Origin of the sequence: Acinetobacter sp. AOR43_HL, from assembly GCF_027854635.1 — a bacterium.
Lineage (GTDB): Bacteria > Pseudomonadota > Gammaproteobacteria > Pseudomonadales > Moraxellaceae > Acinetobacter > Acinetobacter pittii.
Genome location: NZ_JAKTHX010000032.1, coordinates 216647 through 243213, shown reverse-complemented (window position 1 = coordinate 243213; position 26567 = coordinate 216647). Strand labels below are relative to the sequence as shown.

21 protein-coding genes and 1 riboswitch are annotated in these 26567 nt (G+C 40.2%); of the genes, 15 read left to right on the top strand and 6 right to left on the bottom strand.

Annotated features, from left to right (window positions below; genetic code table 11):
- Window positions 1–7: 7 nt before the first annotated feature.
- Together MKL33_RS16350 and MKL33_RS16345 are read right to left on the bottom strand one after the other, a co-directional pair.
- On the bottom strand, window positions 8–358 hold the full coding sequence (locus MKL33_RS16350; RefSeq protein ID WP_270907356.1) for an arsenate reductase: 351 nt from the start codon (window positions 356–358) through the stop codon (window positions 8–10).
- Window positions 359–810: 452 nt separating this feature from the next.
- Window positions 811–1635: an exodeoxyribonuclease III gene (locus tag MKL33_RS16345; protein WP_270907355.1), complete on the bottom strand. Its 825-nt coding sequence runs from the start codon at window positions 1633–1635 to the stop codon at window positions 811–813.
- 38 nt (window positions 1636–1673) lie between these two features.
- Here MKL33_RS16345 and pyrE point away from each other — a divergent pair, with 38 nt between their 5' ends.
- Together pyrE and MKL33_RS16335 are read left to right on the top strand one after the other, a co-directional pair.
- The gene (gene pyrE, locus MKL33_RS16340; RefSeq protein WP_270907354.1) at window positions 1674–2324 is read left to right on the top strand and encodes an orotate phosphoribosyltransferase; all 651 of its coding nucleotides are present in this window, start codon (window positions 1674–1676) and stop codon (window positions 2322–2324) included.
- A 423-nt stretch (window positions 2325–2747) separates the two neighbouring features.
- Window positions 2748–4595: a N,N-dimethylformamidase beta subunit family domain-containing protein gene (locus MKL33_RS16335; RefSeq protein ID WP_270907353.1), complete on the top strand. Its 1848-nt coding sequence runs from the start codon at window positions 2748–2750 to the stop codon at window positions 4593–4595.
- 70 nt (window positions 4596–4665) lie between these two features.
- Here MKL33_RS16335 and MKL33_RS16330 read toward each other — a convergent pair whose 3' ends face one another.
- Both MKL33_RS16330 and MKL33_RS16325 read right to left on the bottom strand, forming a co-directional pair.
- Window positions 4666–6855, bottom strand: coding sequence for a TonB-dependent receptor (locus tag MKL33_RS16330; protein ID WP_270907352.1), 2190 nt, complete (start codon window positions 6853–6855; stop codon window positions 4666–4668).
- Window positions 6856–7086: 231 nt separating this feature from the next.
- The gene (locus MKL33_RS16325; protein ID WP_005066797.1) at window positions 7087–7299 is read right to left on the bottom strand and encodes a DUF1737 domain-containing protein; all 213 of its coding nucleotides are present in this window, start codon (window positions 7297–7299) and stop codon (window positions 7087–7089) included.
- A gap of 160 nt (window positions 7300–7459) precedes the next feature.
- Between MKL33_RS16325 and gshB the strand changes: the two genes are divergently transcribed.
- The 8 genes from gshB (at window position 7460) to lpxC (ending at window position 16696) form a co-directional block, all read left to right on the top strand.
- Complete coding sequence (gene gshB / locus MKL33_RS16320) at window positions 7460–8404, top strand: glutathione synthase (protein WP_001265491.1); 945 nt, start codon at window positions 7460–7462, stop codon at window positions 8402–8404.
- 237 nt (window positions 8405–8641) lie between these two features.
- Window positions 8642–9739 carry an undecaprenyldiphospho-muramoylpentapeptide beta-N-acetylglucosaminyltransferase gene (murG, locus tag MKL33_RS16315; RefSeq protein ID WP_270907351.1) on the top strand — a complete coding sequence of 366 codons (1098 nt, stop codon included), beginning with the start codon at window positions 8642–8644 and terminating at the stop codon, window positions 9737–9739.
- Between the two features lie 11 nt (window positions 9740–9750).
- Window positions 9751–11199 carry a UDP-N-acetylmuramate--L-alanine ligase gene (gene murC, locus MKL33_RS16310; protein ID WP_057075488.1) on the top strand — a complete coding sequence of 483 codons (1449 nt, stop codon included), beginning with the start codon at window positions 9751–9753 and terminating at the stop codon, window positions 11197–11199.
- Window positions 11200–11236: 37 nt separating this feature from the next.
- Window positions 11237–12163 (top strand): D-alanine--D-alanine ligase, encoded by a 927-nt coding sequence (locus tag MKL33_RS16305; protein ID WP_270907350.1) that lies wholly within the window; start codon window positions 11237–11239, stop codon window positions 12161–12163.
- Window positions 12164–12165: 2 nt separating this feature from the next.
- Window positions 12166–13020, top strand: coding sequence for a cell division protein FtsQ/DivIB (locus MKL33_RS16300; protein WP_002122049.1), 855 nt, complete (start codon window positions 12166–12168; stop codon window positions 13018–13020).
- A gap of 60 nt (window positions 13021–13080) precedes the next feature.
- Window positions 13081–14343, top strand: a complete 1263-nt coding sequence (gene ftsA, locus MKL33_RS16295; RefSeq protein ID WP_002122057.1) for a cell division protein FtsA — start codon at window positions 13081–13083, stop codon at window positions 14341–14343.
- Between the two features lie 164 nt (window positions 14344–14507).
- Window positions 14508–15683 (top strand): cell division protein FtsZ, encoded by a 1176-nt coding sequence (ftsZ, locus tag MKL33_RS16290; RefSeq protein ID WP_002121912.1) that lies wholly within the window; start codon window positions 14508–14510, stop codon window positions 15681–15683.
- Between the two features lie 110 nt (window positions 15684–15793).
- The gene (lpxC, locus tag MKL33_RS16285; RefSeq protein ID WP_002121967.1) at window positions 15794–16696 is read left to right on the top strand and encodes a UDP-3-O-acyl-N-acetylglucosamine deacetylase; all 903 of its coding nucleotides are present in this window, start codon (window positions 15794–15796) and stop codon (window positions 16694–16696) included.
- 97 nt (window positions 16697–16793) lie between these two features.
- Here lpxC and MKL33_RS16280 read toward each other — a convergent pair whose 3' ends face one another.
- Window positions 16794–17240 (bottom strand): DciA family protein, encoded by a 447-nt coding sequence (locus MKL33_RS16280; protein WP_017387570.1) that lies wholly within the window; start codon window positions 17238–17240, stop codon window positions 16794–16796.
- A 100-nt stretch (window positions 17241–17340) separates the two neighbouring features.
- Between MKL33_RS16280 and MKL33_RS16275 the strand changes: the two genes are divergently transcribed.
- The 5 genes from MKL33_RS16275 (at window position 17341) to MKL33_RS16255 (ending at window position 24229) form a co-directional block, all read left to right on the top strand.
- Window positions 17341–18033 carry a M23 family metallopeptidase gene (locus MKL33_RS16275; protein WP_130173098.1) on the top strand — a complete coding sequence of 231 codons (693 nt, stop codon included), beginning with the start codon at window positions 17341–17343 and terminating at the stop codon, window positions 18031–18033.
- Between the two features lie 249 nt (window positions 18034–18282).
- Window positions 18283–21000 carry a pyruvate dehydrogenase (acetyl-transferring), homodimeric type gene (gene aceE, locus MKL33_RS16270; RefSeq protein WP_002121885.1) on the top strand — a complete coding sequence of 906 codons (2718 nt, stop codon included), beginning with the start codon at window positions 18283–18285 and terminating at the stop codon, window positions 20998–21000.
- 2 nt (window positions 21001–21002) lie between these two features.
- Window positions 21003–22991: a 2-oxo acid dehydrogenase subunit E2 gene (locus MKL33_RS16265; protein ID WP_270907349.1), complete on the top strand. Its 1989-nt coding sequence runs from the start codon at window positions 21003–21005 to the stop codon at window positions 22989–22991.
- A gap of 146 nt (window positions 22992–23137) precedes the next feature.
- Window positions 23138–23416: a hypothetical protein gene (locus MKL33_RS16260; RefSeq protein WP_161282664.1), complete on the top strand. Its 279-nt coding sequence runs from the start codon at window positions 23138–23140 to the stop codon at window positions 23414–23416.
- Window positions 23417–23452: 36 nt separating this feature from the next.
- A riboswitch (yybP-ykoY riboswitch) is annotated at window positions 23453–23638 on the top strand.
- A gap of 15 nt (window positions 23639–23653) precedes the next feature.
- On the top strand, window positions 23654–24229 hold the full coding sequence (locus tag MKL33_RS16255) for a TMEM165/GDT1 family protein (RefSeq protein ID WP_161282760.1): 576 nt from the start codon (window positions 23654–23656) through the stop codon (window positions 24227–24229).
- Between the two features lie 58 nt (window positions 24230–24287).
- Here MKL33_RS16255 and MKL33_RS16250 read toward each other — a convergent pair whose 3' ends face one another.
- The gene (locus tag MKL33_RS16250) at window positions 24288–26426 is read right to left on the bottom strand and encodes a TonB-dependent siderophore receptor (protein WP_270907348.1); all 2139 of its coding nucleotides are present in this window, start codon (window positions 26424–26426) and stop codon (window positions 24288–24290) included.
- Between the last annotated feature and the right edge of the window lie 141 nt (window positions 26427–26567).

Genomic DNA, 26567 nt, shown 5'->3' with positions numbered 1-26567 from the left:
CGTTTTTTTAGGCTTGAATATTTTGATAGGCGGTTTCATCGAAACCTACAATGAAACCTTGTGAAGTTTTTAAAACAGGTCTTTTAATCAAACTTGGTTGAGCAATGAGTGCTTCAATGAGGTTTTCTTCACTGCTTAGAGCACGATTTTGTTCTTCTTCTGAAAGCTTGCGCCAAGTCGTTCCTTTTTTGTTGAGAATGGTATCTTTTCCAATTTCTTTTAACCAGATTTTTAAAGTATCTGCATCAATGCCTTGTTTTTTATAATCATGAAAATCATAGTTAAGCCCTTTAGCCTGTAAGGCATCAAATGCTTTTTTCATTGAGTTACAGTTTTTAATTCCATAAATTTTTAACATTTTATCGGACCATGTCAAAAAGAGAGAGCACACAGCCTAACCCAAAATGCTTTTAAGCACTACTTTATACCGATACTTTTAAAACAAATGAAAATTAATGATTAATCGAAAGAGAAATGTCATGTTATTGTCATAAGACAAGGTAATAATGAGCTTAATAAGAAGAAGTTAAAACTAAAAGAACTTAGCGCAAAATAAGAGGCAGAAAAGAGAAAACCCGCATTTAATCATCCTGATCATGCGGGTCTCATTTCAACGTCCAATGTCACATCCTTGCAAATAAACTTATCATAAGTTTATTTTATCTTCCTACGGCGTCCTATCCTTTTGCGTCATCCTGACTGCTTCCCTGTGCCGTGGGGCTATAATGCCGTTAAAGCTGTGTAAGAAAAATACTCAAAAACGACATATGCTGTAAGCGAAAACGACAATGTAAGTGAACGAGTGTTCACTTATTCTTGAATTTTATAGTCGATAATAACGGGTGCATGGTCGCTAAACCATTGATCTTTATAAACCCATGCGTTAATTGTACGTGCTTTCCAGTCTGGCGAGCATGCATGGTAATCAATACGCCACCCTACATTTTTTGCACGAGCTTGACCGCGATTTGACCACCACGAATAAAGTTCTGCTTCTGCGCGAACTACACGGAAAGTATCGACATAGCCAAGTTCATCATAGATATGATCAAGCCAAGCACGTTCATGTGGTAAACAACCAGATGATTTCTGGTTACCTGACCAGTTTTTGATATCAATGCGTTTATGAACAATGTTGTAATCACCACAAATGATGACTGACTTGTTTTCATCACGCCATTGTTTCAAGATTTTTGCGTATTCACCTAAAAATAAATCTTTACGTGCTTGCGCTTCTTCACCACTTGAGCCCGAAGGTAAGTATAATGATGCAATATGTACCGGATGTGACAAACCTAAATCGAATTCCGCGGAAATAAAGCGGCCTTGACTGTCAGCTAGCTCAAACCCTAACCCATCTTTAACAGAGACGAAGGGTAAGCGGCTATATATCGCAGTCCCCGCATAACCTGCACGCTCTGCTGGAAAGAGATGGGTATGCCATCCTTCGGGTCTAAATTTTTCAGTCCATTGTTCATGGGTAATGCGGCTTTCCTGCATGCATACGACATCGGCATCTGATTGTTCTAACCATTCAAGTAAGCCTTTCGTTACTGAAGAACGTAAGCCATTTACGTTAATGGAAACGACTCGAAGAATTTTTATATCACTTGGATACTGATCCTTTGGTATCATGCGAAAATTTAACCTCAATTGTGAATTTGGAGCACCTCATGACAACGCCTGTGTCATTTCACCCGCAAGCATTTATCGAACTCGCATTATCACGCGGTGTGCTTAAATTTGGTGAGTTTACTTTAAAATCTGGACGCGTGAGTCCTTATTTTTTTAATGCAGGCCTACTCAACGATGGTGAAGCTTTATCTCTTTTAGCGCAAGGCTATGCTGATAAATTAACACAATGTGAAAATGTTGATGTGATTTTTGGACCAGCTTATAAAGGTATTCCATTTGTAGCGGCGACTGCTGTTGCTTTGTCGCAAACACATAACAAGAGCGTGCCATGGGGCTTTAACCGTAAAGAAGCAAAAGATCATGGTGAAGGCGGTGTATTAGTTGGTGCTGCGGTTGAAGGTAAAAAAGTCTGGATTATTGATGACGTGATCACTGCAGGTACAGCGATTCGCGAAGTGGTAACAATTTTGAAAAATGCTGGTGCAACTATTGCGGGTGTGTTGGTTGCGCTAGATCGTCAAGAACGTGGTCAAGGTGAACTTTCCGCAATTCAAGAAGTTCAAAAAGAATTAGAAATCCCTGTGCATGCACTGATTACTATGAAGGACTTAATGGATTATTTAGATGGAAAAGACGAAAAAGAAGCTTTAGCCAATATGCAATCTTATCGTGAAAAGTACGGAATTTAATTTTTAACAATTTAAGGGGAAGCATAAAGCTTCCTTTTTTGTTATTAATTTTCCTTAAATAACATATAAATAATACAGTTAAAAATTATATAAAATATTCTTTCCTCTTATAAATTATTAAATAATACTTTGATTTTTTACTAAATAGTATTTTTTATTCTTTGTTTTTTTATTTTAAAATTCACATGAAATTAATAATTATATTTAAGACTTAAAATCATCTTTAAAAGCCATATTTTTTCTTTTTGGTAAAATATATTAAATTGATGATGAATAATAAATTTAATAATTTTTATTTTTAAAAATTTTACCTAAGTTATTGATCTTGACGAATGCTTGAAATGAGCTCATTTATAGATAAAAGCGTTAAAAGATGTAAAAAATTTTCCAGTTTTTCATTTCATAAGGATACGAGGTGGAGATATGGCAGTTTTTGGATATTCATCAGCAACTTCAGTAGTACCTGGAAGTTCAATAAGTTTTTATCTCAGTACTGATTCACCTGGGGTAACTAATTTAACCATAGAGCGTATAGGAACAACTTCAATATCATCAACAATCTCTACAACTCTTTCTAATCGATCACTGCCTACGGTAAATCCATGGGAAGGATTTGGATGGCCAGTTTCAACAACTTTTAACATCCCTTCAACTTGGCCTTCTGGACTATATCGTCTAGCTTATTCTGGACAGGATGTACTTACTTTTGTAATTCGACCAGCCACTCCAGCGGCTGTTTCTAAGGTACTTTTACAAGTCTCTTTTCTGACACCAACCGCCTATAATCCAGCAGGTGGCAAAAGTTTATATGATTTTAACAGTGGGGGCGCGGGAACTCGGGCGAGTAAAGTTTCGTTTGATCGATCTGGTGGTACTCCATCAAGTGATGGACCTGAGTCCATTCTTATTCACTGGCTCGAAACTGAAGGAATAGCGATTGAATATTGCTCGAGTGTGGACTTACATAGTATTTCAAATTTACTTATGAATTATGAGTGTCTTATCATTGCAGGACATGATGAGTACTGGACAAGAGCAATGCGGGACCAAACGGAACAGTTCGTTGCTAACGGCGGGAACATGATCATACTCTCTGGGAACACTTGTTATCGAGCTGTGAGGTTAGAACAAGGGAACCGCATGGTTGTTTTTTATAAATTTGCTGGTAGTGACCCTAACCAAAATGCTTATGATACGACCGTAGCATGGGCAGAGCCTCCATTGAACCGGCCACAGAACTCGTTCCTTGGTACTGGTTTTACTGATGGGGCTTATGGTGGAGCAGCAACAGCATATACGCTCAGGTTTCCGAGCCATTGGGTATTCAATGGTGTTTCATCTGCAACCACAACATCAGCTTTCATGACTTATGAGGCTGATGCTGCAGCTTATGTAGAAGAAATTGAGGGTTATCCGCGTGTTACAGGGGATGAAAATACACCACTTACAACGACAGTGCTTGCTTCGGCAGATCTGCGTTCATGGAATGGTAAACCAGGGCGGGCGACAATGAGTATATTTTCTCGTAATGGTACTGTTTTTAATGTTGCAACAACGGACTGGATATCTGTTTTGGGAAGTGATTCTGTTGTAGCTACTATTACACGTAACGTGTTTTCTCGTCTTAAACAGCGTATAGCTTGGGATTGGGAGAATATTGGATATGCAAATGATTGCCAAGCACTTACAGCATTGGAAGGCAAACTTTTCGCGGCAACTGCACAGAATAGGCTTGCACAACGTTATCCTGTTGGTGCAGATATAGCTTGGCGTGACATTAGTGAGGCGAATTATGTCACCGCCATGGCTGCTCTTGGAGATACGCTTTATTGTGTTACAACCGATAATCAACTTTGGTGGTATCCTGCTTCAGAAGTTGGTCACTTCTGGACTTCAATAGGGACTGGTCCGACTGGTGGAACCAAGGCATTAGCTGCTACGGGCGGGATGCTTTATGCAATTGATAGTCTAGGAGCATTATGGAGGGCACCAGCAACGAGAACATCGCCGTCATGGACAGTAATGACGACGTTTACACAGGATGCAACTGTCAATGCAATGGCTGCTTATGGAGATATCCTATTCGCGTCGACTACAGATAATCGCTTGTTACGTACAAATTCTGACTATATTAGTGAAAGTACTGCTTGGATATATATTCATCATTGTAACTACTCTGCTGGTCTGGCAGTAGTTGAATCAATCCTATTTGTTGCTACAACCCAAAATCTTCTTTGGAAAATCGATCTTTATGGACTTCGTCAGCCTTAAGATCGTACAAATGTATAGCATTAATAAAAAGGCATACCTCTAATAGGGGTATGCCTTTTTAATATTTTTTTTAGAACTGATAATTCAAACGCAATAACACATTACGTGGTGTGCCTGGCATGCTGTCTGAACGCCAGTACTCTTTATTGGTTAGATTATTCACCGCAAGTGTGACATTCCACGGATCTGCACTATAGCCAATCGCCGCATCGACACGGTTAAAGCCTTCCATTTTTACCTGATTATTAATATTTGGATAATAAGAGCCCACATAGGTCACACCCACTTCGGTATACCACTGTTCAGTTGGTAAATAGCGAACAAATAAATTACCCGTGTTTTTAGATGTGTTGGCTAAATAGTTGCCTTCTTGTTCAGGTTTTTGTTTATCTTCTTTTACTTTTGCATCTGTGTAGCCATAACCACCACGGACAAAGACATTATCAAGTACGCGACCAATAAAGCTAAATTCAAGACCACGAGATTGATGTTGTCCAGCAGTTGCCCACACATCTGGTTGGTCATTAGGATTTGGTTTATAGCGAATATTATTTTTACGAATATCAAAGACAGAAAATTGAGTATTTAAACGACTATCTAACCATTCGCTTTTTACCCCGACTTCATATTGCTCGTTATATTGAGGCTCTTTATCCATTTTTGTGACATCAGTGCTTCCAGTAACTTGGTTAACACCCATTTGCCCGCCAAATGGTGCAAAGCTCTTAGAGTAAGAGGTATAAAAGCTATGTTCCAGAAGCGGTTGCCATACAAAACCCACATTTGGGCTAAAGCTGCCATCTTTTACATTACGATGTTCATTCTTAATTTTGTTAGTAGTTGAAAAGTCAAAGTAATCGTAGCGGATGCCCATCATCAGTTTAAGTTGGTCATTTAGACCAATTAAATCTTGAATAAATACGCCGTAAGTTGTGCCTTCATTATAGTTATGCTGACTAATTTCTAATGGGCCATTGCCACGACTGTACTCTCGTTCACCAGTGATTGGATTAACGTAACCATAAATGGCTGACCCATTTTGAGTTTTATTGGCTAGACGTGGCTCTCGTTGCTCATAAGTCCAGTCTGTACTCACCATAATTTGGTGTTCAAGCGAGCCTGTTTTGAACTTGCCCTTAATATCAAAGGTATTGGTGGTGGTCTTATTGCTGGTTTGTTGCCAGTAGTAAATTTGGTCGACGTAACCTTTTTTAGTACAAGACTCATTCTTTGAGTTTTTACCATCTAAACCACAATAAGTTCCAAAATAAAAGTGGTCAAAGTTCTGTTCTGCTTGTCGGTAACTTGCTGCCCAGTGAAAGTTCCAATCAGGCGCATATTGATAATTCACATCGGTGCGGACAACTTGCAAAATATCATCAACATAATCGCCGTCTTGGGCAAATCCCATTTTAATTGAAGTCCCTGCAGGCAGAATGTCACGTGATGGTCCGCGATCAGGTACACGACCTAATTTGTCATAGGTGTATTGTGTGGTCCAAGTGAGTGTTCCATCATCATTTTTATAAGTAAAACTTGGTGAAAACATTTCAATTTTATTTTCAATGCCAGAACGGAAGCTGCCTGACTCGCCATATTCTCCAGTTAAACGTACTGCTAGATTGTCATTAAGTACTTGGTTGATGTCAGCCGTTGTTCCGTAGTTATCATATGAACCAGCGTACGCACCAACTGAACTTTTAGAGTCAAAATTGGCGAATTTACTCACCATATTCACAACCCCGCCGCCAGCACTACGGCCATATAAAACAGAGGCGGGGCCTTTTAAAATTTCAATACGTTCGATATTTGCTGTACTACGACGTACTTGTCCGCTTTCACGTATACCATCACGGTAAATATCACCTGTATCAGCTCCAAAACCACGAATCGTGATCCCATCACCGCGCATATCATAACTGGTTGATACCCCTGGGGTGCCTTGCAGCATAACGCTTAAATCATTTGATCCATAAATTTTATATTTCTGAACATCAATCGTATCGACGGTTTGAGGAATATCTTTTTTGTCTAAACCGTTGCGTGTGACATTGGCTTTGTCATAGTCGATATAACTTTTAATTGGGTCGAGTTCACTCATGGCCTCAATTTTTATGGTAGGCATGGTTGCTGCAACTTTTGCCGCTGAATCAGTCGCTTCCTCTGCGTAGGCACCTTGAATATTCAAGATCATTAAACTGAGTAAGCTCAGCGGGAAAAGACGCTTCATTTGGGGAGATGGTATAGAAATTCTTAACATAAAAATAAAATCAATTAACAAAAATAAAAGTATAAATGATAATTATAATCATTTAATTGTTTAGAATTAAAGAACTATTATCTTAAAAAATGACATATTTATTTTTTAATAACTGATTTTTAATAAGTTAATTAGCAAATTAAACGAATTGTATGAGTTGACTCATTAGTTTTTCTTGTTAATTGGGTTTTAAAGGGGGGCTTTTCATCGATTAAAAGCACCCTTCTGGAATTACGTGTTATTTTTGAGAACATCTAAAATATCCATTTCTGGATCATAATTTTCATCAATTGTTTTGCAAATTGCTTGTCCCACAATGACATGCGTTCCATTAAAGGTCATGGTTGGCGCTTCATATAATTCCCAACCATGATTCAGTGCTTTAGTCACTCTTGCACAAAAAGCAGAGTCATCAGGTCCAGTTAAATAGCGATAAAGTTTCATCTTTAGCCTTTAAAAATAATATTTTATGGGAGTAGTTTAACTGAATTTACCTTAATTCAAGATAAAGAAATAACCGATAAGGTTTTACTAAAATTAAGAAAAACGAGTGAAAAATCTCAGCTATACTCATGCTAATTTAAATTTTAAGAAGAGCTTGAGCATGCGTGTACTTGTCGTCATGGATCCGATTGAAACCGTAAATCTGAAAAAGGATTCAACCATGGCAATGTTGTGGGCGGCGAGCCGTCGTGGACATGAGTTAGGTTATGCATTACAACAAGATTTATATATCGATCAAGGTAAGGCTTACGGTCTCATCTCTCCGTTAAAAGTTTTCGAAGATTACAACCATTATTATGAGTTAGGCGAAAAGAAAAAAGAATCAATCGCGGCTTATGATGTTGTCCTCATGCGTAAAGATCCGCCTTTTGACATGAACTTTGTCTACACAACTTACGTGCTTGAACAAGCTGAACGTGAAGGTTCATGGATTATTAATAAGCCCCAATCACTGCGTGACTGCAATGAAAAATTGTTTGCTACGCAATTTCCTGAATTACAAGTGCCAACACTTGTAACATCGCAGCAGAGTTTGATTCGCGAATTTATTACCGAGCACGGTGATGTGATCGTTAAGCCACTTGATGGTATGGGTGGTATGGGTATTTTCCGTTTATACCAAGACGGTGTAAATATTGGTTCTACCTTAGAAATGCTTACAGAATTAGGCACCCGTCCAATTATGGCTCAGCGTTATATTCCTGAAATTGTAGAAGGGGATAAACGAATTTTAATGGTAAATGGCGAGCCTATTCCTTACTGTCTGGCACGTATTCCGCAAAATGGTGAAGTACGCGGTAACTTGGCAGCTGGTGGCTTAGGTCAAGCGCGTCCACTCACAGAAAATGACAAACTCATTGCTGCTAAAGTTGGCCCTTTCTTACGTGAAAAAGGTTTGGTATTTGTAGGTCTTGATGTAATTGGTAATTATGTCACTGAAATTAATGTGACAAGTCCAACCTGTATTCGTGAAATTGATGCGCAATTTGGTACATCAATTGCCGATGACCTATTTGATGTATTAGAAGCCGGTCGTCCAGCATAAGGGTCTAGTTCGGGTGGTTTTCTAAGCTTATTATTGGAAATCACCCGAAAATATATGAATTAATAAAATCACAATATGAAATACGCTAGCGCTTTGTAGGCATATTTTCAAAAAAGCACATCTTTCTGTTATAAACGAGTGAAATTAGCTTTTCGTTAATGAAGCTTTAGGATTAAAATAAACGGCTACAAAAATAGATGACAATTTCCATTGTTTTTTGAGTTGAAGAATTAGACCGTGACCGATTCACAGCAAAGCAAACCTAAACATGTCATGATGATGGCTGCCGGTACAGGTGGACATGTTTTTCCAGCCCTCGCCGTAGCCAAAAAACTTCAACAACAAGGTTGTCAGGTTTCATGGTTAGCCACGCCAACAGGTATGGAAAACCGATTATTAAAAGATCAAAATATTCCAATATATCAAATTGATATTCAAGGTGTTCGTGGCAACGGATTAGTCCGTAAAATTGCTGCACCTTTTAAAATTTTAAAAGCCACTTTAAGCGCAATGCGTTATATGAAACAGCTTAAAGTTGATGCAGTTGCAGGCTTTGGCGGTTATGTTGCGGGGCCGGGTGGTTTGGCCGCACGTTTGTTAGGTATTCCTGTACTTATTCACGAACAAAATGCAGTTGCTGGTTTTACCAATGGGCAGTTGTCTCGCGTTGCTAAAGTCGTATGTGAAGCATTTCCAAATACCTTTCCTGCTGGTGGAAAAGTCGTTACAACAGGAAATCCTGTACGTCATGAAATCACAGATATTTTAAGCCCAAAGTGGCGTTATGATGAGCGTGCGCAAGCAGGACAGCCTCTAAATATTCTAATTGTTGGTGGTTCTTTAGGTGCCAAAGCACTCAATGAACGCTTACCGCCAGCATTAAAACAATTACAAGTTCCACTCAATATTTTTCACCAGTGTGGTCAGCAACAAGTTGAGGCAACTCAAGCACTTTATGCAGATGCACCAGCTAATTTAACTGTACACGTTTTGCCGTTTATTGAAGATATGGCAAAAGCTTATAGTGAAGCGGATTTAATTATTTGCCGAGCTGGAGCACTCACCGTAACAGAAGTTGCAACAGCAGGTGTGGCCGCAGTTTTTGTACCACTCCCTATAGCAGTTGATGACCATCAAACTGCAAATGCCAAATTTCTGGCGGATGTCGGTGCTGCGAAAATTTGCCAGCAATCGACCATGACGCCAGATGTTTTAAATGAATTGTTTACTTCGCTGATGAACCGCCAATTACTTACTGAAATGGCAGTGAAAGCGCGTCAACATGCCCAACCAAATGCGACTCAGCATGTGGTTGATCTTATCCAAAAAATGTAATCGGATTTACTATGTCTCCATCAACAGCTGCGAACCAAGCAAAAAAACTGATTAAAGTGCCTGAAATGCGCCGTATTAAACACATTCATTTTGTGGGGATCGGTGGCGCTGGGATGTGTGGCATTGCAGAGGTTTTGGGTAACCAAGGCTATAAAATTTCCGGTTCGGACATTAAGGCGTCTAAAACTACAGAACAATTAGAGAAAAATGGCATCAAAGTTTATATTGGCCATCAACCGGAAAATATTAAAAATGCCAATGTGCTTGTAGTTTCTACAGCAATTGATCCGGAAAATCCGGAAATTAAAGCTGCAATTGAACAGCGTATTCCAATTGTACGTCGTGCAGAAATGCTAGGTGAGCTTATGCGTTACCGTCACGGTATTGCTGTGGCTGGTACACATGGTAAAACTACAACTACAAGTCTTTTGACGACGATGTTGGCGGAAGAAAACCTTGATCCAACTTATGTTATTGGTGGCTTACTTAACAGTACAGGCGTAAATGCGGCGTTAGGTGAAAGTCGTTTCATCGTGGCTGAAGCTGATGAATCAGATGCATCTTTCCTTTATTTGCAACCAATGGCCGCGATTGTAACCAATATCGATGCTGACCATATGGATACCTATGAAGGTAGCTTTGATAAATTAAAAGATACGTTTGTACAGTTCCTTCATAACTTACCATTTTATGGTTTGGCTGTAGTTTGTGGTGATGATGCGAACATTCGTGAAATTCTGCCGCGTGTAGGCCGTCCGGTCATTACTTATGGCTTTAATGAAGATAATGACATTCGTGCAGTTGATATTGAACAAGATGGTATGCAATCGCACTTCACTGTGTTGCGTAAAGGTCGTGAACCATTGCGTTTAACAATTAATCAACCAGGCTTACATAATGTTTTAAATGCCTTGGCAGCAATTGGTGTTGCCACAGATGAAGGTGTTTCTGATGATGCAATTAGCCGTGCATTAGAAGGATTTAGTGGTGTTGGCCGCCGCTTCCAAGTGCAAGGTGAATTTGAACTTGCTGATGGCAACGTTAAGTTAGTTGATGACTACGGACATCATCCAAAAGAAGTAGAAGCAACTATTAAAGCTGCTCGCCAAAGTCATCCAGACCGTCGTTTGGTTATGTTGTTCCAACCACATCGTTATTCTCGTACCCGCGATTGTTTTGATGACTTCATTGAAGTGCTCTCTCAAGTCGATCAATTATTATTGTTGGAAGTTTACCCTGCTGGTGAAAAGCCTATTGTGGGTGCAGACAGCCGTACTTTAGCGCGTAGTATTCGTTTACGCGGACAAGTAGAACCGATTTTGGTTGATCCGGTAGAAGGTAATTTGCAAAACATCATGCAAAATGTGTTACAACCAAATGACTTGTTATTAACGCAAGGTGCGGGTAACGTGGGAGCAATTTCAGTAGAACTTGCGCAACACCATTTGTATGTGAAATAAACAAAAAGTATTGAATTATCGGGTTAAGGATTTAAACGTGTCAAATGCTACAAAATTCGGCAAAGTTGCCGTGTTATTTGGTGGGAAATCGGCTGAGCGTGCTGTGTCTTTGGATAGTGGTCAGGCAGTTTTGGACGCTTTGTTACGTTCAGGTGTTCAGGCTGAAGCATTTGATCCACAAGACCGCAGTGTGACTGAACTTGTAAATTATGATCGTGCATTTATTGTATTGCATGGTCGCGGGGGTGAAGATGGCCAGATTCAAGGTGTACTTGAATGGTTAAATCTGCCTTATACAGGAACAGGTGTGCAAGGTTCTGCTATTGGCATGGATAAAGTTAAAACCAAGCAAATCTGGCAAGGTAGCGATTTACCTACAGCGCCATATCGCATTATTACTAAAGAAACAGATTTAAATGCGGTGATTGCTGAGTTAGGCTTACCTGTCATTATCAAACCTGTACATGAAGGCTCGAGTGTCGGCATGAGTAAGGTTGAGAAAGCAGAAGACTTTGCTGCAGCAATTGAAAAGGCGACTCAGCACGATGCTGTGGTTATGGCAGAAAAATGGATCACCGGTCGTGAGTTCACAATTTCATTCCTAAATGGACAACCTTTGCCTGTCATTCGTTTGCAACCACCAGCAGATGTTGCTTTCTATGACTATGAAGCGAAATATCAACGTAATGATGTAGAGTATGGTATTCCTTGTGGTCTTAGTGAGACTGAAGAGAAAAACCTACAAGCATTGTGTTTACGTGCTTTTCAGGCCGTTGGTGCAGAAGGCTGGGGTCGTATTGATGCGATGCAGGATGAGCAAGGCAATTTCTGGCTTTTAGAGGTAAATACTGTGCCAGGTATGACCAGTCACTCTTTAGTTCCAAAAGCTGCTAAAGCTGTTGGTTATAGCTTTGATGAATTGTGCGTTGCAATTCTTGAGCAAACATTGGAAGGTACGGCTTAAATATGGCACAACTTCCGGCTTCCATGCGCCGTAAACGTGCGGCTATCACCTCTATTCATGATAAACCGCCTACGCGTAAGCAGAAGCTTGCGAATGCTGGTGGATGGGTGCTGTTGGTTATTGCTTTTGTAGTGCTGGCAGTCGGAATTTATGGGCTATATAAAGTTATTACAGATGCAACAGTTGCAAAACTAGAAGTTGTAGGTTCGGCGTCTTCGGTTGAAACGCAACAAGTGATGCAACATGTTGCTCCAATTATAAAAGCAAATTATTTCACATCTGATTTAGAACAGATTCGTGACAAAACATTAGAAATTTCATGGGTAGACCGAGTTGTCGTATCTCGTGCTTGGCCCAATGGTATTCGTGTCCGTGTTATGCCTCGCCATGCTATCGCTCGTTGGGGAACAGGTCGCTTACTAAGTGATGGTGGCGATGTATTTAGTGAGGCAGAGCCGACGAATCATCCTGAACTTCCGTTGCTTCATGGGCCGGTAAGTCAGTCAAAAATGATGATGCGACGCTATAATGAAATTAATCAATTATTCCATCCTGTTAATTTACGCTTAAAAGAGTTATATCTGACTGAGCGAATGACTTGGTTTATGCAATTTGATTCTGGTTTACGCATTATTGTTGACCAAGATCAAACAATGAATAAGTTGCAACGTTTAAGTCATCTGGCACAATCTGACTTAAAACCGGTGTGGTCGAAAATCTCAGCCATTGATTTACGATATCGTAATGGATTATCTATTCAATGGAAGAACGCAACACCACCTAAAATTGTGAATGGTCAGTTTGTTGTAACGAGTGATGACACAAGCATTGCAGGTGGAACAAAAGCAAAGCCATAATACGTGGCTTTAAAATAGGCAATTTGCCTGGTATTAAACAACAAAGAAATGGTATGAGTGATGAGTGAAGCTGTTCCCTCAGTTGTTGCGATTGACATTGGGACGCATAAAGTTTCAGTTTTGATTGGAAAAATTCATGCGCCGGATAACATTCAAGTTATCGGTATGGCAACTGCTCGCAATCGAGGCATGAATAAAGGAAAAATTGTAAGCCTCGATAAAGTCATTGCTGCGATTAAAAATGCTGTTGCTGAAGCGGAAAATATGGCCGAATGTCGCATTCATAGCGCATGGGTATCTATTCCGAGTACCGAGTTGCAAAGTTTTTATGCCTCTGGTCGCACACCAGTATCTAATCCAGCACATGTGATTACAACAAATGAAGTCGTGCGCGCGTTAGAATTGGCAAAAGCAAGTCATGTGACTTCTGATTACTATTTAGCAAGTGCAGTGCCGTTAGGCTTTGAATTAGGTGATTCTGCTGAATGGGTGCAGAATCCAATTAATATGACTGCCCATAGTATGACTGGACATTATCAGTTAATGATGATGCCTATAGCGACTATGCAAAACCTTGATCGTGCCATGAAAGGTGCAAATATCGGGGTTGAAAAAATGGTGGTGTCTTGTCTGGCAACCGCTGAGGCAAGCTTACTGAAAGATGAAAAAGAGTATGGTGTTTGTCTAGTTGATATTGGTGCAGGCATTACCAATCTTGCTGTTTATCTAGATGGCCGTTTGGCTCTAGCGCGTACGTTGCAGCGTGGTGGTGAACACGTTACACGTGATATTGCTGCTGTATTGCAAACCACGACAGAAGAAGCCGAAAGAATTAAAATTCTGCATGGTTGTGTCGATTTAAGTGCTGTTAAGCCAGATCACATGATTCAGGTAGAAGGAATTGATGGCCCTCAAACAATTAGCCGGATTGAGTTGTCAGAAATTATTATTGCCCGTTATGAAGAGATCTTTAGCCAGATTCGCGATGAACTCGAACAAAGCGGTGCAATTCATGGTTTATACCATGGTGTAGTATTGACAGGGGATGCTTGTCAAATAGAAGGTATGGTGAGTTTAGCTCGTCGTATGTTGGGTGTATCTGCACATTTGGGTAATCCGCCGTTACAGGTTTATGCTGATGATCAACATCAAGCAGCCTTACGTCGTTCTATGTATGCAACAGCAGCTGGTTTGCTCATGTTTAGCCAAAGTGAGTTGCAAGATGCTGTTGAAGAGCCTGAAGAGGCAAATGACCGTTCGGTATGGGAACGAATGGTAAATGGCTGGAATGCGTTTAATAGCAAATTAAAAGCCATTTTTTAGGATGTATGTATTTATTGGTAGAATTGTTAGGAAGTTGTAAGAGAAAACCGCTGTACTTGACAAGGTTGGTATTGCACAGCATTCTTAAAATTAGTTATTTTTGAAAATCAAGGCAGTATACGGGCTGAAGTGACTGCCATAATGTATTAGGAACCCTAAAGGTCATGGCCTCATTTGAATTTATAGAAGATGAACTAAACGATGGCAACGGTCAAGCCCGTTTCACTGTATTTGGTGTAGGTGGTGGTGGCGGTAATGCCGTTCAACATATGGTGCAGTCTGATATTCAAGGTGTTAAATTCGTTTGTGCCAATACAGACAAACAAGCACTGGACTGTATGAATGCACCTTTCAAAATTCAGTTAGGCGAGCAAAGTACACGTGGTCTAGGTGCTGGTGCTAACCCTGAAGTAGGGCAAGTTGCAGCAGAAGAAAGCCGTGAAATCATTCGTCACCACCTTGAAGGTACCGATATGGTTTTCGTTACCGCTGGTATGGGTGGTGGTACGGGTACTGGCGCAGCGCCTGTTGTGGCTGAAGTTGCCAAAGAAATGGGTATTTTGACTGTTGGTGTAGTTACAACTCCATTTAACTTTGAAGGCCGTCGCCGTTTAAAGTCTGCTGAGCGTGGTATTGAAGCACTTGAAGCACATGTTGATTCATTGATTATTATCCCTAATCAACGCTTATTAAGCGTATATGGTGATATTTCAATGAAAGATGCTTATAAAAAAGCTGATGACGTGTTGTTAAACGCTGTACGTAGTATCTTTGACCTGGTGGTTAACCGTGGTCACATTAACCTTGACTTCGCCGATTTGAAAACTGCAATGAGTACTCGCGGTTACGCAATGATGGGTGCTGGTTTAGGTCGTGGTGAAGATCGTGCGCGTCAAGCTGCTGAACAAGCGATCCGTAGTCCATTACTTGATAACGTAAATATTATTAATGCCAAAGGCGTGTTAATTAATATTACGGGTGGTGATGACATTACGTTACGTGAGACTGAAATCATTACTGATGTTGTGAACCAGATTGTTGACCTTGATGAAGGTGAAATCTTCTACGGTACAGTATTTGATCCAGATGCACGTGATGAATTACGCGTAACAGTGATTGCAACTGGTTTAACTCGTAATGCAGCAGATGCTGAACCGAGAAAACGTAATACGGTAAGCCATGCATCGTCTCAATCAGCTCAATCTGTTGATGAAGATGATGTTCCTGCAATCAATAAGCGTCAAAACGCTGATAATGAAGTCAGTAGCACAGCAAGTTCTACTCCGCGTTCTTCTCCAATGAGTATTCAAGATTACTTGAAAAATCAGCAACGTAAGTAAATAATCGTTAGATTTAATGAAAGGCAGTGTTTAAACACTGCCTTTTTTTATTTTTGATCAATGACTAAATATGCTAACGTATAGCGGTTTTAAAAAAGAAGTTACAAAGCATGGTGAAACAACGTACTCTCAATCGTGTGGTAAAAGCGAGTGGAATAGGTCTTCATAGCGGTCAAAAAGTGATGATCAATTTCATTCCACATACCGTGGATGGGGGTATTGTATTTCGCCGTATCGATTTGGATCCGCCAGTCGATATCCCTGCTAATGCATTGCTCATCCAAGAAGCTTTTATGTGCTCCAACTTGGTAACCGGAGATATAAAAGTAGGCACAATTGAGCATGTAATGAGTGCGATTGCAGGTTTAGGAATTGATAACCTGATTGTTGAGGTATCTGCTTCTGAAGTTCCAATTATGGATGGTAGTGCTGGTCCATTTATTTACCTCTTAATGCAAGGTGGATTGCGTGAACTGGATGCACCGAAAAAATTCATAAGAATATTAAAACCAGTTGAAGCACTCATCGATGATAAGAAAGCAATTTTTAGCCCTCACAATGGTTTTCAATTAAATTTCACGATTGATTTTGACCATCCGGCATTTGCTAAAGAATATCAATCTGCGACTATCGATTTTTCGACTGAAACGTTTGTTTATGAAGTCAGTGAAGCACGTACTTTTGGTTTCATGAAAGATTTGGACTACCTGAAGGCAAACAATTTAGCACTAGGCGCAAGCTTAGATAATGCAATTGGTGTAGATGATACAGGGGTCGTCAACGAAGAAGGCTTACGTTTCGCCGATGAATTTGTTAGACATAAGATTTTAGATGCAGTTGGTGATTTGTATTTGCTTGGTCATCAAATTATTGCCAAGTTTGATGGCTATAAATCAGGACATGCTTTAAATAATCAGTTGTTACGCAATGTTCAAAGTGATCCGAGTAATTATGAAATTGTAACATTTGATGACGAGAGTCAATGTCCAATTCCATATGTGAGCGTGACATAAGTCCTTGTCTTTACTTGGCTATGTTATAATGTAACATTTAAAAGTGTGATTATAATCACATAATAATAATGATTCTAATTAAGAAATAGAAAGCTCGTCATTTTTTATTGCTTGCCAAACGTAGTAAAGCTTGGCTAAGCTTAGGGTCGCTCACGAAGTCGGCTGCACTACGTAACATTTCTTGTGTTTCCGGGGGAATGGGTTTAGATGGCTCAGATGAGGGTACATTTGGAATATTTTTATTTCTCAATCGGACCTGAATTCGTTGTAAGTCTTTTAACCCTTCAAGCTGAGATAATTTAGATACATATTGGTTCTGTAAATAGCTGAGTTGACTAATCATTGCTTGATTTTCACCAGTAATGATTAAAGAGCCATTTTGATAACACACGACCTGCCATTGTTCCGGTTGGGGCAATAAGGGTTGGATAATTTTCGTAAGTCTTTGCCATTGCGCGACTTGCGTTGTTAGAAACGTAAGGTTTCCTGTTTTTATGTGTTTTCCGGTTTGTTGAAAAACGTTATCGGGTTTAGACATGGTCATTCTCGGATGGATTCTTGTCTTAATCTTAAGCGTTCATTTCAATCGATATCAAGGAAGAGATCATAAGGAACTTGAGTAAGAACAGTTTCAAGAGGTTTTTATGCACACGCGTCGTATTTTATTAGCGTTTTCACTTGCCGCTTCGGCAGCATCAGTTGCTTTTGCAGATTATCAAACAATTAACCAATCTACTGACTCAGATCGATTGGAACAGCTATCAAAAACATTATCTCAAGGTTCATATACTCATCCCGATGATTTAGATCTTCCGGCGAGTGCGAAAGTTTCAGTGACCTTACGCCAAAAAACAGTTGAACTCAACAATGAGTCGCTCGCAAAGAAGTACGGTAACACAACCGCAAAAAATTCTTTTAATGCCTCTTCTTCAAATCCTTACTCTTGGTTAGTTTCTCACCCTCTTCCTGATACTGTACGAGTTTCTTCAAACTTTGGTGGCCGCACTATGGGTGGTCGTGCAGAACATCATGGCGGATTAGATATGGCTGCTCCGAGTGGTACGCCAATCTATGCTACAGGCCCAGGTATTGTAACTAAATCTGGCTGGGGCACTGGCTATGGTCAATATGTTGAAATTAACCACGGCAATGGTTATTTAACGCGTTATGCTCATGCTTCACGTCTAATGGTGCGTGTAGGCGACCAAGTCTCTGCAGGTGAACATATTGCTAATGTAGGGTGTACAGGTCGCTGTACTGGTCCACATTTGCATTATGAAGTAGTAAAAGACGGTCAACGTAAAAACCCAACGACTTACTTGGCGATGCTTCCATAAAAGCATAGTTAAAAAAGTAAGGTTATTAAATTTATGAATCTAAAACTAAGCTAAACCTTTTTTAACGCAAAGATTGTATAAAAAAACGCCATTATTGGCGTTTTTTTGTTATTTTGTTTACTGCTCGGTCAATGACTATTCATTCAGAAAATAATAGGACCCCCTCACATTCACCCGAGGCAATAACTTGAAAGGGGTAAAACGTGGTAAAAATACAAAGTAGATTAGAGAACAAGGAACAGGTGAATTATGGCGTTTTACGGTGACTCCGACGCACAAGAAACCCAAGAATGGCAAGATGCATTCGATTCAGTTTTACAACATATGGGAACTGAACGAGCGGCATTCTTGTTGGAAAAACTTTACCAACAAGCAATTGCTAAGCATGTTCCAATTCAACGTCTCAATACACCTTACTTAAATACAATTTCTGTTGAAGAACAACCTGCAATGCCAGGCGACCAAGATATGGAACGCCGTATTCGTGCATTGATTCGTTGGAATGCCTTAGCAATGGTACTTCGCGCGAATAAAACAGGTGATGATTTAGGTGGACACTTGGCGAGCTTCGCATCAAGTGCAACATTATATGACGTAGGTTTTAACCATTTCTTCCGCGCAAACAGCAATAGCTTTGGCGGAGATATGATTTATTACCAAGGGCACTGTGCTCCTGGTATTTATGCACGTTCATTCCTTGAAGGACGTTTAACTGAAGAGCAGTTAAGTAATTTCCGTCGTGAAGTTGGCGGTAACGGTTTACCAAGCTATCCACATCCATATTTAATGCCTGACTATTGGCAATTCCCAACCGTATCAATGGGTCTTGGTCCAATCATGTCAATTTATCAAGCGCACATTCAAAAATATTTGATGAACCGCGGCTTGATCAAAGAAGAAGATCGTAAAGTTTGGGCTTATCTTGGCGATGGCGAGATGGATGAGCCAGAAAGTACTGGTGCTATTTCACTTGCTGGTCGTGAAAAGCTTGATAACTTGATTTGGGTTGTTAACTGTAACTTACAGCGTTTAGATGGTCCTGTACGTGGTAACGGTAAAATCATTCAAGAACTAGAATCTTTATTCCGTGGTGCGGGCTGGCGTGTTATTAAAGTGGTATGGGGCCGTCATTGGGATCCACTACTTGCAAAAGACAGCACAGGCGCTTTAAAAGCGGTAATGGAAGAGACAGTTGATGGTGAATACCAACGCTATCAAGTAAAAGGTGGTGCATACACACGTGAAAAATTCTTTGGCAAGTACCCAGAAGCTGCGGAACTTGTAAAAGATTTAAGCGATGAAGACATCGATAATCTTAACCGTGGTGGTCACGACCCTTACAAAGTGTTTGCTGCATATGCAGAAGCAATGAAAGCTAAAGGTCAACCAACAGTTATTCTTGCGAAAACTGTTAAAGGTTACGGTTTGTCTGAAGAAATTGAAGCGGTGAACAAAACTCACCAAATCAAAAAAATGCAGATCGACTCTTTGAAATATGTACGTGACCGTTTCAATCTTCCATTTACAGACGATAAGTTAGAAGAGCTTCCATTCTACCGCCCGAGTGAAAACTCGCCAGAAATGAAGTATATGAAGGCGCGTCGTGAAGCGTTAGGTGGTTACCTGCCTGCACGTCGTAAAGAGAGTGAAATTCTAGCGATTCCTGAATTATCTGTATTTGATGCTGTATTAAATGGTTCAGGTGGTAAAGAACAATCTACCACTATGGTGATGGTTCGTTTAATTGCTTCTTTACTCAAAGAAAAAGCGATTAAAGACCGCGTAGTACCAATCGTTCCAGATGAAGCACGTACTTTTGGTCTGGAAGGTATGTTCCGTCAGCTCGGTATCTATGCCGCTCACGGCCAAAAATATACTCCAGAAGACCAAGAACAGTTAATGCATTACCGTGAAGCAAGTGACGGTCACATGCTTCAAGAAGGGATTAACGAAGCTGGTGCAATGAGTGCATGGGCTGCGTTGGCAACAAGTTATTCAACGAATAACTTACCAATGATTCCGATGTACATGTACTACTCAATGTTCGGTTTCCAACGTATTGGTGATATTGCATGGGCTGCGGGCGATGCACAAGCTCAAGGTTTCTTGTTAGGTGCAACAGCTGGTCGTACAACGTTGAATGGTGAAGGTCTACAGCACCAAGATGGTCATTCACATATCTTGGCGAACACTATTCCAAACTGTGTATCTTATGATCCATGTTTTGGTTATGAATTAGCTGTAATCGTACACGATGGTTTACAACGTATGTATGTGAACCAAGAGCGTGTGTTCTACTACTTAACTGTAATGAACGAAAACTACGAGCATCCTGCAATGCCTGAAGGCGCTGAGGAAGGCATTAAACGTGGTATGTACTTATTCGAAAAAGATGAAAAAGCAACTGTCCAATTACTTGGTTCAGGTGTAATTCTTCGTGAAGTAATCAAAGCTGCGAAAATCTTACGTGATGAATATCAAATCCACTCAAACGTTTGGAGTGTAACAAGCTTCAATGAGTTGTCACGTGATGGTATGGCATGTGAAGAATATAACCGTTTACACCCACTTTCTGAAGAAGTGAAAGAATCTTGGGTATCTAAACAGTTACGTGGTACAGAAGGTATCGTTGTTTCAGCAACAGACCATATGCGTGCTTACAGCGAACAAATCCGTGCTTATCTTCCAGATGGTCGCCCATTTGTTGCATTAGGTACAGATGGATACGGTCGTTCAGATACACGTGCTAACTTACGTAGTTTCTTTGGTGTTGATGCTGCACATATCGTTGTTGCTACTTTGAAAAAATTAGCTGACGAAGGTGAAGTGGATGCACGTTTAGTTAAAGACGCAATTTCTAACTTTGAGTTAGATACTGACCGTCCAGTGGCATGGGCTCCTCAAGCGCATCCAGAAGTTCAGGCAGTTGCTGAATATAATGAAACGCAAACAGGTGAGGGGAACTAAGCATGCAAATTAAGACCCCTGATATTGGTGTAGATAAAGCAGTTGTTGCTGAAATTTTAGTAAAAGTTGGCGACAGCATTGCAGAAAATGACAGCCTTGTTTTGCTTGAGTCAGATAAAGCCTCTGTTGAAGTGCCTAGCACTTCAGCAGGGATGGTAAAAAGCATCTTAATCAAAGAAGGTGATAGCGTAACTGAAGGTACGGTATTGCTTGAACTTGAAGCTGAGGGTGCTGCACCAGTAGCTCAAGCAGAAGAAGCACCAAAAGCTGCACCAGCAGCTGAACAAACAGCAGCACCGGCAGCGGCTCAACAGCCTTCAACTGCTGCTCAACCAGCAACGGCAACCACTAGCCAAGTGGTTGAAGTTCAAGTTCCCGATATTGGTGTTGAAAAAGCACTAGTTGGTGAAATTTTAGTAAAAGTTGGCGAACAGATCGATGTTGAACAAAGCATCGTTGTGGTTGAGTCTGACAAAGCAACTGTAGAAGTACCAAGCAGTGTTGCAGGTACTGTAGAAAGCATTCAAGTTAAAGAAGGCGATACAGTTAAAGAAGGTGTTGTGCTCATTAAAGTGAAAACAACGTCTACATCAAGTGCGCAAGCAGAAGCTCCTGCTTCTACAACAGAAGCTCCAGCGGCAGCACCTGCACCAGCTCAGCAAGAAACTGTAGCATCGACTGCTGCTCAATCTGGACCGGTTGATATTAACGTTCCTGATTTGGGTGTAGATAAAGCAGTTGTTGCTGAAATCTTGGTTCAGGTTGGTGACAAAGTTGATGTAGACCAAAGCCTTGTTGTTGTTGAGTCAGATAAAGCAACTGTGGAAGTTCCAAGTACTGTTGCTGGTGTTGTGAAAGCAATTCACTTGCAAGCAGGCCAACAAGTTTCACAAGGTGTATTGCTGGCAACAATTGAAGCTGAAGGCCAAGCACCTGCTGCTGCACCAGCGACGAAAGCAGAATCAGCTCCAACTCCGCAGGTAGCAGCGCCTAAAGCAGCAGCTCCTGCTGCGACTCAGTCTGAGCCTGTACCGTCAACATCTGGTAATGATAAATTAACCAAAGAACAAGAAGCCGAAAACGCTAAAGTTTATGCAGGCCCTGCTGTGCGTAAGCTTGCTCGTGAACTTGGTGTAGTTTTATCTCAAGTTAAAACTTCTGGTGAACATGGCCGTGTTGTTAAAGAAGATATCTTTGCTTATGTGAAGACTCGTTTAACTGCACCGCAAGCGGCACCAGTCGCTTCGGCTGCACCAGCGGTTTCGGGTTTGCCAAAGCTTCCTGACTTTACTGCGTTTGGTGGTGTGGAAGAAAAAGTACTGACGCGTTTGCAGCAAGTATCAATTCCGCAATTGTCGTTGAACAACTTTATTCCGCAAGTCACCCAGTTTGATTTGGCTGATATTACTGAGTTAGAAGATTGGCGTAATGAACTGAAAGGCAACTTCAAAAAAGAAGGTATCAGCCTGACAATTATGGCATTCATTATCAAAGCGGTTGCGTATTTGTTGAAAGAAGAGCGTGAATTCGCAGGTCATCTATCTGATGACGGTAAATCAGTGCTCTTGCGCAATGAAATCCATATGGGAATTGCGGTAGCAACACCTGATGGTTTAACTGTGCCAGTACTTCGTAACCCAGACCAAAAATCAATTAAGCAAATTGCAGTTGAATTGGGTGTGTTAGGTCAAAAAGCGCGTGATAAGAAATTAACACCGAAAGATTTACAAGGTGCGAATTTCACCATTTCAAGTTTAGGCGCAATTGGTGGTACAGCATTTACACCTCTTGTGAACTGGCCACAAGTTGCAATTTTAGGTATTTCACCTGCAACAATGCAGCCAGTATGGAATGGTAAAGACTTTGATCCGCGTTTAATGTTGCCGTTGTCATTGTCTTATGACCACCGTGTAATTAATGGTGCAGATGCAGCTCGCTTTACAAATAAACTTACGAAACTTCTTAAAGATATTCGTACTTTATTAATCTAATATTTTTAAATGGATCATTAAAACCTCGCTTCGGCGGGGTTTTATTTTGATATTTAATTTAATTGGTTTTAAGTTAATCTAAAGACGAAAAATGAAGTGTCGAGAGAGGAGAAATTTCTCGTTAGTCGGTAAAGGAGAAAGAATAAATGGTAGGATTTTTAAAAATCATGGTGCCGATTCTATTAATTGTATTTTTATTAATGGGGTTGTGGGTCAGTGTTTTACACTTTCCTTGGGAATGGATGACTTACGTTGCAATGGGCTTGGAAGTATTTGTAGCAATGCTTATTTTGCCATTTGAATTTCAGTCTCAGCACGTAATTGGCATTAATCATTTTGGATTTATTAACTTAAGTATTTGTTTAGCTTTACTATTGGGTCTAGGACGATTGTTGATTTGGGTGTGGATAAAATTTTTTGCCTGAATGTTTGAAAAATAGAACTACTCGAATATAATAAACGCATACTTCATTGGGGAGTAGCCGCTATTCATTTCTAAATGAATAGGTGATGATCAACATAATTGTTCAACAGAACATGGTCATCATAGCTTAAACGTCTTATCGTTTCCGAGTTGGCAAGACCTTTGATTTACCACTCTGCAGATATTTGGCTAGCAGGAGGGGTAGGTCATGGGCATTTATGCTAGCCAGAGAAACGACATGCAAGAATTTCTGATTTCTACCTCGATTGTTGCCCTTGCTGAAATGGGCGATAAAACCCAATTATTGGCCCTTTTACTGTCTGCACGTTTCCGTAAGCCAATCCCTATTCTTATTGCGATTCTTTTAGCTACTCTAATTAATCATGGTATTTCTGCTGTACTTGGACAGTGGATTACGACCGTGTTGAGCCCCGAAATCTTAGTCTGGGTTCTTGCAGCTGGTTTCATTGGTATGGCGTTCTGGATGCTTATTCCAGATAAGCTCAATGATGAAACAGATAGTATTAATAGATGGCAAAAGTTTGGTGTTTTTGGCGCAACCTTTATTCTATTTTTCTTGGCTGAAATTGGCGATAAAACCCAAATAGCAACAGTCGCTTTAGCTGCACGTTACGACAGCATCTTTTGGGTGATGTTAGGTACAACCTTAGGAATGATGATTGCTAATGCACCTGCTGTATTTATTGGTAATAAATTAGCTGAACGTTTATCTATCTCTCTCATTCATAAAATTGGTGCTGCGATTTTCTTAATTGTAGGTATCTCTACTTTAGTACAGCATTACTTCTTCTAACGCATTTTAAGCTGCCAAAAAACGCACTCGAATCGAGTGCGTTTTTTTATAGGTCATTTTAGTAGTTAAATTTCACGGTAAAGTTAATTTGACGTGGATTACCTAAAGTCACCATATTTTCATTTAAGGCGCCTGCATAGTAATCTTTATCGAATAGATTACGGATCGCAAGTTGAGCACCCCAATGTCCTGCATCATAGCCAGCTTCTGTATCAAATACGGTATAGCCTGGAATATGGACATCTAGCTTATCCATAGTTTTATAAGTTTCACCTCGGAATCCACCGCCAACATACCAACCAAGTTTTGAGGCAGGGTCAAATTTATAACGAGCCGACAGGCTGTAAGCATGCTCAGGAATATTGTCGAGTGCTTTTCCTACATTGCTCGCGTTTGCATCTTTACTAATTTTTGCATCTGCGGTGTAAGTATAAGTTGCCGTAAGTTGTAAGCCATCTAATACATCTGCATTTAACTCAGTCTCAATACCGCGAGTTAACTGCTCACCGCGCTGTATTTTGAAAGTAGTATTACTAGTAGTTGGATCATTGACTAAAACATTTTGACGTTTTAGGTCATACCAGGCAATGCTACCTTGTATCCGCTGATCAGGACTTTGTAGTTTCATCCCAACCTCAACTTGTTTACCTTTTTCAGGATCAAAAGTATTTCCGGCAGAGTCTGAGCCGCTAGTTGGGAAGAACGAGGTGGCATAGCTGACATAAGGTGCAACTACATCATTAATTGTATATAACAATGAGGCATTACCCGTAAAAGCCTCTTCTGATTTTTTTGTATTGGTATTTTTAACTAAATCTACGGTTTGTGTTTGAGCCCAATCTTGACGACCTGCGAGATTTAAAATCACTTGATCATTGATCTGAATACGGTCACGTAAATATAACCCCATATACTTTAAACGGTTAATATCATGATTTGTGACTTTCTCTGGACAAGTAACGGTAGTCCCATATTCCGGTGAATATAGATTTAAATTTGTGGCAGTACAGCGATTATTCAGATAATCATTCTTATCTTGTAGGCCATCAAGTCCGATCGTTATTTGATGTGCCATATCTGCAATCTGAAAGGTCTTTTTAGCACTATTATCGATTGAGAAACTTAGGTTGCTGACATCCTGATAGCGAGCTTGACGTTTAAGTGTTGTATAATTCTTATCGGTCCAACCATTATAAAATACAGCAGGGCCAATCATTTCTGTTTTTTGAATTGCAAAGTTTTGCTTAAACTCCCAACCATTATTGAAAGCATGCCTAAAGTTATAACCTGTACGAAATACATCAGCATCATAAGCTCCGTAACTTGGTTCACCAATAAATAAGTCTTTAGGTAAACTTCCATTTGGATTGTCTTTTAATGTGCCAATTACAGGCAAACCTTGCTGTCGAATATATTCGCGGTGCTGATAGCTAGCGATGACAGAAAGATCAGTGTTATCCCCTAAGTCAAAGTTATAAGAGGGGGAGATGTAGTAATTTTTAAAATATACATAATCTGTTGGGTCATCTTGATCCGAGATACGGCCATTTAAACGGAAAGCACCTTTTTCACTATTATTAGGACTATAGTTTAAATCGAACGTTCCTTCTTTAAGGTTATAGCTGCCATAAGTCATAGTAGCCCGAGCAAAGCTTTCGGCTTGAGGGCGTTTAGTCACTAAATTGACCATACCGCCTGGTTGTACTAATCCAAAATTAACTGAAGCTGGGCCCTTTAAAATCTGTACCTGATCCATGCCTGATATTTCTGCGGCAACAAAGGTGTTTTGCTGAGCTTGGCGTAAACCATCTATAAAAATTTGATCAGAAGAAGTTTGCCCACGGATAATGAAATCATCCCAACCGCGACGACCAAGTTTCCCAGCTCCAACACCAGCAACACCTTCAAGTGCATCTGCTAGAGTTCTAGCTTGTTTCTGGTCGAGCTGTTCACGAATCACCACAGAAACCGATTGAGCAGTTTTAAATAAGGGTGCGTCTGATTTTAAGGCAGAGTTTGCTTTCGTTGCGACATAAGATGAAGTGCTGTCTTTTTGTGCTTTAACAGAAATCGTGGGGAGAACACTGGTCGAATTTTGTTGTTCTGTTATTTCTTCAGCGTGACTTGCTGTCATCGAAGTAAAAATAGCAACTGCTAACAATGTTTTTGATGTTGAAAAACGGAAGGGTTGATTCATGGGAGGCCTAAGCAGCACAAAAAGTAAATTTGATAATGAGAATTATTTTAATTTATTGTGGGTTAATTTTAAATAACATTATGATTCATTTATAAAATAAGAAAAGCAAAATCAATTTTAAAATATTATTAGAAAAATAAA

Bases quoted from the DNA above. Each gene is read 5' to 3' on its own strand.
- MKL33_RS16350 (WP_270907356.1), bottom strand. From the start codon at position 358: ATGTTAAAAATTTATGGAATTAAAAACTGTAACTCAATGAAAAAAGCA.
- MKL33_RS16345 (WP_270907355.1), bottom strand. From the start codon at position 1,635: ATGATACCAAAGGATCAGTATCCAAGTGATATAAAAATTCTTCGAGTC.
- pyrE (WP_270907354.1), top strand. From the start codon at position 1,674: ATGACAACGCCTGTGTCATTTCACCCGCAAGCATTTATCGAACTCGCA.
- MKL33_RS16335 (WP_270907353.1), top strand. From the start codon at position 2,748: ATGGCAGTTTTTGGATATTCATCAGCAACTTCAGTAGTACCTGGAAGT.
- MKL33_RS16330 (WP_270907352.1), bottom strand. From the start codon at position 6,855: ATGTTAAGAATTTCTATACCATCTCCCCAAATGAAGCGTCTTTTCCCG.
- MKL33_RS16325 (WP_005066797.1), bottom strand. From the start codon at position 7,299: ATGAAACTTTATCGCTATTTAACTGGACCTGATGACTCTGCTTTTTGT.
- gshB (WP_001265491.1), top strand. From the start codon at position 7,460: ATGCGTGTACTTGTCGTCATGGATCCGATTGAAACCGTAAATCTGAAA.
- murC (WP_057075488.1), top strand. From the start codon at position 9,751: ATGTCTCCATCAACAGCTGCGAACCAAGCAAAAAAACTGATTAAAGTG.
- MKL33_RS16300 (WP_002122049.1), top strand. From the start codon at position 12,166: ATGGCACAACTTCCGGCTTCCATGCGCCGTAAACGTGCGGCTATCACC.
- ftsA (WP_002122057.1), top strand. From the start codon at position 13,081: ATGAGTGAAGCTGTTCCCTCAGTTGTTGCGATTGACATTGGGACGCAT.
- ftsZ (WP_002121912.1), top strand. From the start codon at position 14,508: ATGGCCTCATTTGAATTTATAGAAGATGAACTAAACGATGGCAACGGT.
- lpxC (WP_002121967.1), top strand. From the start codon at position 15,794: ATGGTGAAACAACGTACTCTCAATCGTGTGGTAAAAGCGAGTGGAATA.
- MKL33_RS16280 (WP_017387570.1), bottom strand. From the start codon at position 17,240: ATGACCATGTCTAAACCCGATAACGTTTTTCAACAAACCGGAAAACAC.
- MKL33_RS16275 (WP_130173098.1), top strand. From the start codon at position 17,341: ATGCACACGCGTCGTATTTTATTAGCGTTTTCACTTGCCGCTTCGGCA.
- aceE (WP_002121885.1), top strand. From the start codon at position 18,283: ATGGCGTTTTACGGTGACTCCGACGCACAAGAAACCCAAGAATGGCAA.
- MKL33_RS16265 (WP_270907349.1), top strand. From the start codon at position 21,003: ATGCAAATTAAGACCCCTGATATTGGTGTAGATAAAGCAGTTGTTGCT.
- MKL33_RS16260 (WP_161282664.1), top strand. From the start codon at position 23,138: ATGGTAGGATTTTTAAAAATCATGGTGCCGATTCTATTAATTGTATTT.
- MKL33_RS16255 (WP_161282760.1), top strand. From the start codon at position 23,654: ATGCAAGAATTTCTGATTTCTACCTCGATTGTTGCCCTTGCTGAAATG.
- MKL33_RS16250 (WP_270907348.1), bottom strand. From the start codon at position 26,426: ATGAATCAACCCTTCCGTTTTTCAACATCAAAAACATTGTTAGCAGTT.